Below are 11,778 nucleotides of genomic sequence, written 5' to 3'. Positions count from 1 at the left end.
GCTGCAACCTTACCAATACCACACTTTACTACGACCACTTCTACGCCGTGTAACGAGCCGGTGTAAAACGTTAAATGTTTCCACTCCACTACTTCCGGGTTGTCTAAGCTGGCCTGAAGTAGCGCAACTTCCTGATCCATTGCGCCAAGAATTCCAATTTTCATGGGATACCTTTTGATTGTGTGAAAAACTGATGTCACTCAGTATGGTCAATAAGAAGCCCGAAAGTCTAATATGAATAGCAATATTCTCATAGTAAATCGCCAAATTAATCTATACTGAGCGATGGCAGTGGTTGATAGGGTAAAGGTATGTTCAAGCGCCTTAACATGCGTGTTTTTTTGTGCATCGCAGCGGTATGCCTAAGCGTAAGTCAGGTTTGCTACGGTGCCGAAAAATTAGAAATATCCGGCTTTGGCCGATTGGTCGCGGGTTATCTCGATGACAATAACGTCTCGTTTGAAGGCTACACCAACGAATTGTCTTTTAGTGAGCAGAGTTTGCTGGCCATTCAGGCCGATTATCATTTGACAGACACCCTCTCTGTGACGTCTCAGTTATTGGCCCACAACAATAGTGAGCGTGACTCAGGCATTGAATGGTTTTACCTGACTTACGAACCAAATTCTCAGTGGTTATTTAAAGCGGGCAAGATGCGTACGCCCTTTTACCATTATTCCGATGTGCTGGATGTCGGCTTTGCTTATGCCTGGCTCTCTCCTCCGCAACAACTCTACAGCGCCTTTTTGTTTAACCAGTACGAAGGACTGAGCGGTATTCACCGGTTTTCTCTGGGTCAGGTAAGCGGTGCGATTGAGCTTTACACCGGTCGTTACAATGGGAATACGAGCTTTCAACAAAAGCGTTATCCCACTGACATCGATAATTTGCAGGGCGTGGTTTTCAATGCCATTGTGGGGAATCACCTTAAACTTCGGTCTTCGTATATCACCGCTGATTTTGCGTTGGATTTAGAAGAAATTACAGAATTCGCCAATCTTCTGCGAGGTGCCGGGTTTGTGCAGAGTGCCAACTCGCTTACCATGGAGGGCGAATTTGATATTTATCAGTTAGGCGCGATTTACGAAGAGTTCGACTATCATTTGGCCTGGGAATGGATGAAGATTACGTCCAATACCATTTTGGCGCCTAACATTGCCAGTTACTACGTTCAGGGTGGCTATATATTCGATTCGGTTACAGCCCACATAACATTTGCAAATCTCATTACTTCAGAAGTTGAGCCAGTCAATGAAATACCGTTTGGTGTTAACCCCGGGCTGGATCAATTATTCATTGCGTATAACACCACGCTGCAGCGTACCAAGGCGTCTGATTTAAAGAGTCTGACCCTTGGCGTAAGATGGGACGCGGGCGTAAATGTGGCATTTAAAGCTGAAGTAAGTCATTATCAGGGCGGAGTTGGTATTTCTACTTTTGAGCCACTCTCTGAAAGCGCAGCAAGTGCGTTTGATGAGCGGGCGAACTTGTATCAATTTGGAATGGAGTTTGTGTTCTGATGCGATATTTTATGAAGTTGTCATTGATACTGGTATGTTGGGGGGCAATAGGCTCCGGTGAGAGCGCGGCTGAAAGCCGGGATGTGGTGGTTGTTGCTAACGTCGAAAATAAAAATATCCGGCTGGACAAGCGCGAAGTCAGAAACTTGTTTATGGGTAACACTATTGACGTGGTGCTAGAGCCGGTGTCGCTACCGCCTGAAACCTTAACCCGAGCGGTATTTAATACCAAAATCATTGGTCTGACGGAGTCTAGGATCCAGTCGTACTGGTCGCAAATGCGTTTTAGTGGGCGTTCAAAGCCGCCAAAGGAAATGCAGGATGTCGAGAATTTACTGGCGTATATTTCAACGCATAAAGGCACGGTGGCATTTTTCCCTGCCGACGTACCTATTCCGGATCATTTAACTGTTGTTTATCAAACCAGGCAATAACCAGTGTGGTATTGCCTGGAGGGTATTGTTGAGTTTAAGCAGCGACCTGCTGACCACCTGCTTGACGGCTTGAGCGAACCGGGCGGGTAGGGCGCTTCGGCGCTGGTGGATTCATCTTACTGGCGTCCAGTTTAGCCTGCTGTTTACGCAAAGGCAGTAACTTGGTTTCAACGCATTCACGCACTTCTTCTACCGAATAGCCTGATTTCACTTTGAACCGCGCATGGGGAATGCCAGCTGCATCCAGTGCGCCGCTTACAAACCAGTCGCGCTGGGTTTTATAACCTTCTTTGCCTTGCTTGTGCACTAAATCAATAGCCAGCACCGGCGTCATGTCGTCACGACGACACAACACAAAATCGAGTTGTTTACTGCCTGCACGTAGCAGAGCCTGACGCGCCTGACGCTTGTTCGCTGAATTGCGCACCGCCAGTAAGTCGTTAAGTCGCACACGTGAAACAATGCGAAATTCCCGGCCAACGGCTTGTTCAAGCAAATTAATAAACGTGTGTTCTACCTGAGTAAACAGTTGCTGCTTTTTACGGAAAGGAAAACTCACACCGTGATCAGCGAGCTTAAGCGCACCAATCGCAACAACAATCAGTAACATAAATAAGACAATGGCAAGTTCCATAATTTCCTCAATGTGTATCAGTCCGAAGTGTCAAAAAAATGACTTTTCCGGCGCCGTTATCGAACGTATTGAAGAAATTGCAAAGGCAATGCCAATAATGATAGGAGAGGTTAAGGGCTATTCCGCAGCTGATGATTCGGTGGAGGTTTGGGTGTCAGCAACTACTAAAATATCGATTTGTGCACCCTCACCGTCGGGGGATACCACCACGCGAACGTCACCTGCGTCATTGGTTAACAGGATTCTGGCGTTGTGTTCGCCTTTCAGGTGCAGGTCAGGCATCAGTGCCAGATAAAATGCAACCAGTGCATCGGTAGAGTCATTTACGAAATACACCATAGACGCAGGCATCTGTGCGTCAAAACGCTGACACTGACGCGCTTCTTCATGAATTTTAACGGCATAAAAAGATGCTGGGCACGTCGTGATATCAGGCTGTGACTCAGGGGCCGACGTTGCGTGAGCAGACATGCTCAGCGTCATCATCGAAAAGCCCAGGGCAGAAAGTAGGTACCGGCGCATAGTCATGTAGGTCGTCATGTATCGAAAATTGGTCGTACTCACACTATAGGAGAGCAAGCGTCGACTGGCAATGCCTTACCATTCACAAAGGGTATACGTTCGAGTGGTTAGGTATAGCGCCAACGGGAGCGGGATATCAGATGTTCGTAGTATCGGGACCAATATCATTCAGCATACTTACCAGCCAGTCAGCGAATGCTTTTAATCGCGGAGATAACTGCTGTCTAGAGGGATACAGTAAATTTACTGGCATAGCGGGCGCTTCGAACTCTTCTAAAACGCGAATAAGACGACCATTGGCAATCTCTTGCTCTACACCGACAATGGGGAGCTGAGCTATTCCCAAGCCGTTCAGGCAGGCAGAATAATAGGCTTCTGTCCCATTTACCGCGATGGCACTTGGCATGGTGAGGGTGTGAGTGCCGTCAACAGTAGTATATTCAAACTCGCCGGCACGCTGACTCAGTGAGTGGGAATAATCAATCAATTTGTGATGCTGCAGATCTTCCAGCGTTTTCGGAATACCGAAGCGCATTGCATAAGACTGACTTAGACAGTTTACAACGCGGTAGCGCAACAGCGGTCTGGCAATCAGGCTGCTGTCTGCTAAATCGCCCACTCTGATCACACAGTCAATGCCTTCTTTAATCATATCAATGCGGTGATCGTAGCTGCTGATGCGCAGTCTCAAATTGGGGTGCTTCTCAATAAAGTCGCCCAGTTTGGGTATAAGGATATTTGACGCAAACCGGCTCGGCATATCCACACGCAACTCGCCGCGCAAATCAGCTGGGTTGCTCACAAACTGCGTTTCCATGGCTTCGAGTTCTGCCAGTAATGCACGGCATTGCGGTAAAAAGGCCTCACCGTCGGGCGTTAAGCTCACACGGCGAGTGCTACGATGCAGCAAGCGGGTACCGAGGGTTTTCTCCAGGCTTTGTACCGCCTGAGATATACTGGATTTAGGTAACCCCAGGTATTCTGCGGCCCCGCTAAAACTGCCTATTCTGGCGGTTTCCGAGAACCGGGTTAACATCTCGAATTTGTCCATCGCGTAGCCTATTGTTTGTTTTGAGTGAACAATGTTATCGGTTTTTATGTGTTTTTTAAACAGTAAGCTGAGCATAAACTGCCACTGAATTATCCCTTCAGGTCTTAAACACAGAGGCAAAAAGATGAACAAAATGGCATTAATTACCGGCGGAAGCAGAGGGTTAGGCAGGGCGGGTGCATTGGCACTGGCGGCAGAGGGCTGCGACGTTGTAATCACTTATCACAGTAATAAAGGGGCGGCTGATTCACTGGTAAAAGAAGTCGAGTGGGCCGGTCAACAAGCGCTGGCCATGCAATTGGATACCGCTGCCATTGATAGTTTTGACGCTTTTGTTGCAAATTTGACGCACCAGCTAACCAATAAAATTGGCCGTAATAGTATTGATTACCTGGTGAATAATGCGGGTGCGGGCATCAATGCCCCGTTTGCAGACACTACACTGGAGCAGGTGGATAGCTTATTAAACATGCATGTGAAAGGGCCGTATTTTTTGACCCAATCACTGCTGCCGGTGATTGCCGATGGCGGCGCAATCTTAAACGTGTCTTCAGGGCTCAGTCGTTTTTGTTTTCCGGGTTACAGCGCCTACGGCATGGCAAAGGGCGCGGTAGAGGTTATGACCCGATACATGGCGAAAGAGCTTGGCCCGCGAAAGATTCGGGTGAACACCCTGGCACCTGGTGCCATTGAAACGGATTTCCGTGGCGGTGAAATACGCGACAACCAAGCGCTTAATCAGGCCATTGCTTCACAAACTGCGTTAGGACGGGTTGGATTGCCAGATGATATCGGCGGCGCTATCGCTACACTCTTAAGTGAAAAGAGTTACTGGATTAACGGCCAGCGCATCGAAGCATCGGGCGGTATGATGCTGTAACTAACACTCTGTCTTTCAGTACTGCCGAATCACTTAACTTGCTGATACTGAAAGGCAGATTTCTGCTTACCTTCACTGTACGTTGCTCGCGAAACACAACTCACCGGCGTCCTTGTATCTTATTTTCAGACATGCATGAAACGCCTCCCCCCGTCATCCCTTAAACGCCGCTCCACGTCATCCCTTAAATGCCTCCCACCCGTCGTCCCTTAAATGCCTCTCACCCGTCGTCCCTGAAACGCGCAGCGTTATCAGGGATCTTTGCTTAGAACGGCTCAGTAACCGTTACCTTCTTGTCAGTAAGTTGCTGACGCTCTTCATCCGTCAAGTCGTCTCTGCTCAGCAACATATTTACCTGTTCCAGGGCTTTTTCTTTCTTCCCCAGTTGCAAATAGGCATCAATAATATGGACCCGCGAGCGATACGTAGTGGGATCCTGCTTAATGTTGTAGCTGAAATATTTGATCGCTTCAGCGGGGTTTTGCAGGTAATGCAGTTGACCTAACCCTTCATCGAACATCTCCCACTCTTTCGGTTCGATTTTGTAGCCATACAGGGTAGATAGTTCGTTGAAATGAGCTAGTACACTCTCGTAACCCTCGAGTGCGGTTTGATAGGGAATTGACCATTGAGGATATAAACCTCTGAGTGCCCCAATAACACCATAAATTGGCGTGTTTTGGTGTGGCTCGTTTGGAAAGTACTCGACTTTGAAACGCAAACTTTGCGTATTCAGATCTGCAAATGCGCTTTCTATTTGTCGAATGCCAGACAGCATTTGCACGCCTTCCGGGGAGTCAGACTCCGGATTGCCTTCATTCCCAATATTCATGTACAGAAAGTTTCTGTGGGAAGGGTTTTTATTGATGAACTTGATAATGTCGCGGACTGTTTCCCCGTTATTCCAAAAAAGGGAAGGACTAAATGCAAAGTGTGCCTGGAACAAGTCGGGCTTTTTGTGAAAGCTATGCGAAACGAGCAGTCCACCGTATGAATGGCCCAAGAGTATCCTGAACTCTTCGGTACGAAACTTTGCGTCTATGAAGGGAATGACTTCCTGTTCAATAAACCGCAAGTAGGTATCTGCCCCACCGCTTTGTTCTTCATAATTGACGTCAGGCGTTGGGGTAAAATCCCGGCCTCTGTTAGCTGTAGAAATCCCGACCACGATCATTTGGGGGGCGTTATTATAGCCGACCAGCGGTTCAAGAATGCCAGATACCAGCGGCAAGCCTACAGGCGCATCTAATGTGTAAAGCACCGGATAACGATAGTGTTGACTGAATTCACTTTCATACTGAAAAGGTAATTGAACATAGATATCAATGGTTTCATTTAATACAGCAGACGTGATCGCTATTTTTTGAAAGGGAAGGTGGCGCTTAACGGCGTTTTCTTTAAATGACGCTGAATTTGCGCTAAAAGACGCAACTATCAACAACACAATCACACTGACAAACTTAGTCATACAACATCCTTATTTTTATGCCTGTTTACCAGGTTGTTTTTAACAGTAAGTTATTGTTCAAAAAGAGTCTAGTGACATGCATGCTTTGCTGTTTTTTTAAGATGATGGATGGAAAAGATTTTAAACTGAATTGAGTAGTTTGAAGTTAACAGATCCCTGACAACGCTGCGCGTTTCAGGGACGACGGTGAGTAGTGTTTTAGTAAAACAGGTGTAGTGTTTAAGGTCAGCGGTAAAGCGGGGTTCAGACTTGGCAGCAAGTAGAGCTGCCGGATTAGTGTTGTGTGAGTTTCTAAGATCCCTGATAACGCTGCGCGTTTCAGGGACGACGGGAAGTATGGTTTCAGGGATGACGGTTTGTGGTGTTTCAGGGCATGTTAACTCACCAACTTTGCAGCAGTAGTGGCCAGTAGTGCGGCTCGTGCGCCTACCGTCAGAGCATTGGCCGAGCTGGCGTTGCCCTGAATGGCTCTGGCGTACACGCCTTGTAAAATGGCAGCCAGCCGGAACATGGAAAACGCCACATAGAAGGGCCACTGTTCAATGTTGTCACGACCTGTGCCACTGCAGTAGCGTTGGATAAACTCAGCTTCAGTGGGAATACCGCGCGTTTCAAGGTCTATACCCACCAACCCTTTTGTGCCGGTGTCGTCTTGTGGCAGGTGATAGGGAATACAGCAATAGGCCAGATCGGCTAGTGGATGCCCTAAGGTGGATAGCTCCCAATCCAGCACAGCAGCCACATCTTTGCTATCGCTGTTAAACAACAGATTACCAATCCGAAAGTCACCGTGTACTAAGCACGTAGTAGTATCGGCAGGGATGTTGTCGGGCAGATAGGCCATTAAATACTGCATGGCTCTGGCACCTTCGCCACCGCCTGCTGGTGGTTCACAAGACTGGCGGTATTGTTCGCTCCAGCGTTTAATCTGGCGCGCGTAATAGTCACCACCTCTGGCGTAATCATCAAGGCCAACACTGGCAATATCGACATTGTGCAGAGCGGCCAGTGTGTCGGCCATACTGGCGTATATATGTTGTGTGTCAGACGCCGACAACCCTTCGCAGGCCGGATGTTCGATCAGCAATCCCGGCACATAGTCCATGACATAGAACTCGGTACCAATAATGCTTTGATCGTCGCAGTAGCAAATCATGGTAGGCACCGGTACAGGCGTATTAGCTAGCGCCGCCATTACCCGGTATTCCCGGTTGATCTGATGGGCAGACGGCAGCAGCTTTCCAGCAGGCTTTTTACGCAGCACCCACTGGTGATCGTCGGCAATGACTTTGAAGGTCGGGTTGGATTGCCCGCCCTGAAACTGCTGAATTGAGAAGTTACTGAACGTCTGATTCAGTGTTGTTTGCAAATAGGCTTGCAGTGCCGACTCGTCAAAAGCATGGGCAGCGAGCACATCGACTAAGGTGGCTTCATGAGCACTCATAATACCTCCTTAACAAATAGTCGTGCCGCCATCGGCGACTAAATACTGGCCAGTCATGTAGGCCGAGGCGTCCGTAGCCAAAAACTGAGCGACGCCCGCGATGTCGATAGGCTGACCGAGTCGGCGCAGTGGCGTCTGGTTTTCTACAATGGCTTTGCGTTTAGGGTCTTCTACCAGCGCTTTGGCAAAGTCAGTGACCACCACGCCCGGTGCAATGGCGTTTACGCGAATACCTTTTGGCCCCCACTCAACAGCCAGGTTGCGGGTGAGCGCAGCTTCAGCGGCTTTTGACATACCGTAGCAACCAATTTTGTCGTTGCCTTTAATGGCCGCGATGCTCGACAGCAAAATCACTGAACCACCGCCAGCTTTAGCCATACCGGGTAAAACCATGTTGCACAGCCAGAAGGTGCTTTTTACATTGGTATCCATGATTTTGTCCCAGGCGTCGTCAGTTAACTCTGACAGCGGCCCGTACACCGGGTTAGTGGCTGCGTTACATACCAGCACATCAATCTTTCCCCAGGTGGCTAGCGTGGTATCTACCAGAGCCTGCAACTGCGCTTTGTCACCAATATGGCAAGGCTTGGCAATTGCCTCGTGACCCTTCTCGCGTAACTCGTTAGCAACGGCTTCGCAGACTTCCGCCTTACGGCTGGAAATTACGACCTTTGCACCGGCAGCGGCATAGGTTTCGGCAATGCTCAGGCCAATGCCTTTGGTTGAACCGGTGATCAGCGCCACCTTATCTTTCAGAGAAAATAAATCTTGCATAACAGCCTCCTTATGGAATTAACAACGCCAGTGTGCGGGCAACCACAGCGGGCTTATCGTGATCCCGTATTTGCAACTCGGCATCTACGGTGAGTTGAATACCTTTGGGTTTGTGCAAGACCTCAACAAGGGCAAATGATGCACGAACTTCGGCATCCGCTGGCACTGGGGTAATAAATCGGCAGCGGTCGAGGCCGTAATTGATTTTGCTGGTCATGCCATCTACCGAATACACCTGTTGAGCAAGGTGCGGTAGCAGCGCCAACAGTAAATAGCCGTGGGCAATGGGGGCGTCAAAGCCAGAGGCTCTGGCTGCGTCTGCATTCAGGTGAATGCCCTGAAAGTCCAGTGTGGTATCTGCAAAGGCATTGACCTGTTGTTGACTAAGGCTAAACCAAGGGCTCACACCCAGTGATTTTCCAACGTGGTTATCGAGTGCGTCGATACATTCAAAATTCATCATTTATTTTTTCTTGCGGTATTCAGTTTCGTATAGCAGAATAAACAAATCATTTACATTGTGCAATCATGCATTTTTCAAAATATTAAATATTGAGAACGGAGCGATATGCCATGGGAAGATTTACCAATAAGGTGGCTGTGATCTCCGGAGCGGCCAGCGGCATTGGCGCTGCCACGGCTGTACGGCTGGCAGAAGAAGATGTAGCCGGGCTGGTGTTACTGGATCGCAACGAGGAAAACTTAAAGACCGTCGCCCAGGGGTTAAGCGCTAAAACCAAAGTGATGGCGAGTGTTGTGGACATTGCCGACGAAGCCCAGTTGACCCAGGTGATTAACGAAGCGCATACCACATTTGGCCGCTTTGACGTGCTGTGCAATAACGCGGGTGTGGTCAGCAGTCGAAAGCTTGCCGATGAGCAGGATATTGCAGAATGGCAGCGCGTAATGGCGGTCAACGTATATGGCTGCGTAAAACTTACCTCGCTGGTGGCTGCCATTATGGCCGGTCAGGCCGAGGGCGGGGCTATTGTGAATACCGCCTCGGTTGCCGGGATCCGCTCCGGTGCCGGTGGCAATGCTTACAGTGCGTCGAAAGCCGCCGTTATCAATTTTACCCAAACCGCCGCCTGCGATTTAGCCAGCAAAGGCATTCGCGTTAATGCCGTGTGTCCGGGGTTAATAGAAACCGGCATGACCAGCCCCTTCTTTGACTTAGCCAGAGAAAAAGGCATTGAACATCGGTTGGGCGAACGTTGTGAGTTAAAACGGGCAGGGCAGCCTGCCGAAGTCGCAGCGGCGATTGCATTTCTGGCCAGTAGCGATGCCAGCTACATTACCGGGCAAGCTCTACCCGTGGATGGCGGCAACACTGCTTCGCTGAATATGCCGGGCATGAAAGTATGAGCCAGCCGCTTTCACAACGCATTCTGATCACCAATGACGATGGCATTGATGCAGAGGGCATTGCGCATTTACAGGCTTTAGCCGGTGAACTCGCAAGCGAAGTGTATGTGGTCGCCCCCAATCAGGACTGCTCCGGGCAGGCCCAGTCGTTATCGTTGCACACACCGCTGCGGGTTACCGAGCACGGTGAGCGACGGTTTAGCGTAAACGGCACTCCCGCTGATTGCGTGTTGCTGGGACTAAACAGCCTGCTGCCAGGGCCAGTGGATGTGGTGTTAAGCGGCATCAATCGCGGGGCTAACGTGGGCGATGCCGTGGGGTTTTCAGGTACTCTGGGCGCTGCCAAAGTGGCCGCACAATTTGGCGTGCCGGCTATAGGACTGAGTCAGGCCTTTAAACGCGCCGACCAGATCTACTGGAGCACTGCAAAAACCTATGCGGCGAGCATTATCCGTGAACTACTGGCCCTGAAGTGGCAAAAAGCCCCGTGTGTGAACATTAACTTTCCGGCCATTCCACCTCAACAGGTACAGGGTGTGGACTGGTGCGAGGGCAGTGAAGGCAGTATTAAGCGGGTAGCTACTGATTGTCGTCGCGACCCGCGTAACCGCGCTTACTACTGGCTTGAGTTTGAACACGATTACCGGCCCATCACAGCTGAAACGTCTGACATTGGCACAATGCGCAAACACCACATTGCCGTGCAAAGCCTGAATCAACCCAATCCCTACCCGGCTGGCACCCGCGTTGTGCCAGCGTTTAATACCACGAATACAGAGACGCCCTATGACTGATTTACCGCCTTTCAAAGAAAACCCCTGGGCAGCACCCAGAGTGAATGTGCAGCGGTGCGACGATGGTTCACTGCTGGTGGACTGCGATCGCGTACCGCAACGCAGTTATCACAACGTTGTTGAAATGCTCCAGCGCACGGTTGCTAAGTACCCGAAGCGCCGTTTTATGGCTGAAAAGCGCGCTCATTCACTCGGCGAGCAAGCATGCCAAACCGAAAGCGATACAGACTGGACTTTCGTTACTTATGAAGCCATCGACAAGCAAACCGACGCATTGGCTCAATGGTTTCTGGATAATACCCAGCCTCAAGCCAATGTGATGATCCTGTCGCACAACACATTGGAGCATGCAGCGGTAAACCTTGCAGGAATGAAAGCGCGTTGTCCTATTGCGCCCATTTCGCCCAATTACTCGCTGTTGTCGAAAGACTTCAATAAGCTGAAAGCGATTTTTGCCAAGCTTGAGCCCCAGGTGATTTTTGTGCAAAACATTACCCACTACGGCAGGGCACTTAAAGCATTGTCGTTGGAACATTGTGTGGTGTTGTACGCTGAAGGTGAAGTGCCTGAAGGGATCTATGCGGTATCGTTTGCCGATGCGGCCAACACCGCTGTGACTTCGCAGGTAGCAGACGCCATCCAAGCTATACAAGGCGACGATATTGCGAAAATTCTGTTTACCTCGGGTTCAACCGGCGAACCCAAAGGCGTAGTGAATACCCACACAAATTTGTGCTCTACGCAGGCTTCACTGCTTACCGTAATAGACGTTGATGAGGAAAATAATCCGCCAATATTGCTCGACTGGATGCCCTGGCATCACACGTACGGTGGGAATCAGAATGTACACCGGGTAATCAAAAGCGGCGGTACGCTGTATATCGACGACGGT

At 49.6% G+C, this 11,778-nt stretch carries 14 protein-coding genes; 6 read left to right on the top strand and 8 right to left on the bottom strand.

What is annotated here, in order from left to right; translation table 11 throughout:
• On the bottom strand, positions 1 to 164 hold a 164-nt coding region (locus AC4MRN_RS15340; protein WP_491203758.1), incomplete at its 3' end, for a phosphorylase family protein.
• Between the two features lie 165 nt (positions 165 to 329).
• On the opposite strand from AC4MRN_RS15340, the gene AC4MRN_RS15335 reads away from it, so the two are divergent.
• Positions 330 to 1,520 carry a hypothetical protein gene (locus AC4MRN_RS15335; RefSeq protein ID WP_491203757.1) on the top strand — a complete coding sequence of 397 codons (1,191 nt, stop codon included), beginning with the start codon at positions 330 to 332 and terminating at the stop codon, positions 1,518 to 1,520.
• Complete coding sequence (locus AC4MRN_RS15330) at positions 1,520 to 1,954, top strand: hypothetical protein (protein WP_491203756.1); 435 nt, start codon at positions 1,520 to 1,522, stop codon at positions 1,952 to 1,954. The genes AC4MRN_RS15335 and AC4MRN_RS15330 overlap by 1 nt, the downstream gene beginning before the upstream one ends.
• A gap of 34 nt (positions 1,955 to 1,988) precedes the next feature.
• Here AC4MRN_RS15330 and AC4MRN_RS15325 read toward each other — a convergent pair whose 3' ends face one another.
• The 3 genes from AC4MRN_RS15325 to AC4MRN_RS15315 form a co-directional block, all read right to left on the bottom strand.
• Positions 1,989 to 2,588, bottom strand: coding sequence for a DUF2726 domain-containing protein (locus AC4MRN_RS15325; RefSeq protein ID WP_155013918.1), 600 nt, complete (start codon positions 2,586 to 2,588; stop codon positions 1,989 to 1,991).
• 117 nt (positions 2,589 to 2,705) lie between these two features.
• A complete protein-coding gene (locus AC4MRN_RS15320) occupies positions 2,706 to 3,116 on the bottom strand; it encodes a hypothetical protein (RefSeq protein ID WP_491203755.1) in 411 nt (136 codons plus the stop codon).
• A gap of 130 nt (positions 3,117 to 3,246) precedes the next feature.
• Positions 3,247 to 4,161 carry a LysR family transcriptional regulator gene (locus tag AC4MRN_RS15315; protein ID WP_491203754.1) on the bottom strand — a complete coding sequence of 305 codons (915 nt, stop codon included), beginning with the start codon at positions 4,159 to 4,161 and terminating at the stop codon, positions 3,247 to 3,249.
• 124 nt (positions 4,162 to 4,285) lie between these two features.
• On the opposite strand from AC4MRN_RS15315, the gene AC4MRN_RS15310 reads away from it, so the two are divergent.
• Positions 4,286 to 5,041: an SDR family NAD(P)-dependent oxidoreductase gene (locus AC4MRN_RS15310; protein WP_491203753.1), complete on the top strand. Its 756-nt coding sequence runs from the start codon at positions 4,286 to 4,288 to the stop codon at positions 5,039 to 5,041.
• Positions 5,042 to 5,306: 265 nt separating this feature from the next.
• On the opposite strand, the gene AC4MRN_RS15305 is transcribed toward AC4MRN_RS15310, so the two are convergent.
• The 4 genes from AC4MRN_RS15305 to AC4MRN_RS15290 all read right to left on the bottom strand — a co-directional run bounded on the left by AC4MRN_RS15305 (position 5,307) and on the right by AC4MRN_RS15290 (position 9,190).
• Positions 5,307 to 6,509: an alpha/beta hydrolase-fold protein gene (locus tag AC4MRN_RS15305; RefSeq protein WP_491203752.1), complete on the bottom strand. Its 1,203-nt coding sequence runs from the start codon at positions 6,507 to 6,509 to the stop codon at positions 5,307 to 5,309.
• A gap of 376 nt (positions 6,510 to 6,885) precedes the next feature.
• Complete coding sequence (locus AC4MRN_RS15300) at positions 6,886 to 7,953, bottom strand: phosphotransferase family protein (protein ID WP_491203751.1); 1,068 nt, start codon at positions 7,951 to 7,953, stop codon at positions 6,886 to 6,888.
• A 9-nt stretch (positions 7,954 to 7,962) separates the two neighbouring features.
• Positions 7,963 to 8,727: an SDR family NAD(P)-dependent oxidoreductase gene (locus tag AC4MRN_RS15295; RefSeq protein ID WP_491203750.1), complete on the bottom strand. Its 765-nt coding sequence runs from the start codon at positions 8,725 to 8,727 to the stop codon at positions 7,963 to 7,965.
• Between the two features lie 10 nt (positions 8,728 to 8,737).
• Positions 8,738 to 9,190, bottom strand: coding sequence for a MaoC/PaaZ C-terminal domain-containing protein (locus tag AC4MRN_RS15290; RefSeq protein WP_491203749.1), 453 nt, complete (start codon positions 9,188 to 9,190; stop codon positions 8,738 to 8,740).
• Positions 9,191 to 9,300: 110 nt separating this feature from the next.
• On the opposite strand from AC4MRN_RS15290, the gene AC4MRN_RS15285 reads away from it, so the two are divergent.
• From AC4MRN_RS15285 to AC4MRN_RS15275, 3 genes are all read left to right on the top strand, one after another.
• Positions 9,301 to 10,092 (top strand): SDR family NAD(P)-dependent oxidoreductase, encoded by a 792-nt coding sequence (locus AC4MRN_RS15285; RefSeq protein ID WP_491203748.1) that lies wholly within the window; start codon positions 9,301 to 9,303, stop codon positions 10,090 to 10,092.
• Positions 10,089 to 10,886: a 5'/3'-nucleotidase SurE gene (gene surE, locus AC4MRN_RS15280; protein WP_073323515.1), complete on the top strand. Its 798-nt coding sequence runs from the start codon at positions 10,089 to 10,091 to the stop codon at positions 10,884 to 10,886. The genes AC4MRN_RS15285 and surE overlap by 4 nt, the downstream gene beginning before the upstream one ends.
• A partial coding sequence (locus tag AC4MRN_RS15275) for an AMP-binding protein (RefSeq protein WP_491203747.1) occupies positions 10,879 to 11,778 on the top strand: 900 nt, incomplete at its 3' end. The genes surE and AC4MRN_RS15275, both read left to right, overlap by 8 nt.

The sequence above is a fragment of the Marisediminitalea sp. genome (assembly GCF_984433645.1).
Note: the sequence above shows the minus strand (reverse complement) of the source record. Positions and strands in the feature narration are given on the sequence as shown.

What these genes read in the sequence shown, in the direction of transcription:
- AC4MRN_RS15335 (WP_491203757.1), top strand. Translation starts at nt 330, where the DNA reads ATGCGTGTTTTTTTGTGCATCGCAGCGGTATGCCTAAGCGTAAGTCAG.
- AC4MRN_RS15330 (WP_491203756.1), top strand. Translation starts at nt 1,520, where the DNA reads ATGCGATATTTTATGAAGTTGTCATTGATACTGGTATGTTGGGGGGCA.
- AC4MRN_RS15325 (WP_155013918.1), bottom strand. Translation starts at nt 2,588, where the DNA reads ATGGAACTTGCCATTGTCTTATTTATGTTACTGATTGTTGTTGCGATT.
- AC4MRN_RS15320 (WP_491203755.1), bottom strand. Translation starts at nt 3,116, where the DNA reads ATGACTATGCGCCGGTACCTACTTTCTGCCCTGGGCTTTTCGATGATG.
- AC4MRN_RS15315 (WP_491203754.1), bottom strand. Translation starts at nt 4,161, where the DNA reads ATGGACAAATTCGAGATGTTAACCCGGTTCTCGGAAACCGCCAGAATA.
- AC4MRN_RS15310 (WP_491203753.1), top strand. Translation starts at nt 4,286, where the DNA reads ATGAACAAAATGGCATTAATTACCGGCGGAAGCAGAGGGTTAGGCAGG.
- AC4MRN_RS15305 (WP_491203752.1), bottom strand. Translation starts at nt 6,509, where the DNA reads ATGACTAAGTTTGTCAGTGTGATTGTGTTGTTGATAGTTGCGTCTTTT.
- AC4MRN_RS15300 (WP_491203751.1), bottom strand. Translation starts at nt 7,953, where the DNA reads ATGAGTGCTCATGAAGCCACCTTAGTCGATGTGCTCGCTGCCCATGCT.
- AC4MRN_RS15295 (WP_491203750.1), bottom strand. Translation starts at nt 8,727, where the DNA reads ATGCAAGATTTATTTTCTCTGAAAGATAAGGTGGCGCTGATCACCGGT.
- AC4MRN_RS15290 (WP_491203749.1), bottom strand. Translation starts at nt 9,190, where the DNA reads ATGATGAATTTTGAATGTATCGACGCACTCGATAACCACGTTGGAAAA.
- AC4MRN_RS15285 (WP_491203748.1), top strand. Translation starts at nt 9,301, where the DNA reads ATGGGAAGATTTACCAATAAGGTGGCTGTGATCTCCGGAGCGGCCAGC.
- surE (WP_073323515.1), top strand. Translation starts at nt 10,089, where the DNA reads ATGAGCCAGCCGCTTTCACAACGCATTCTGATCACCAATGACGATGGC.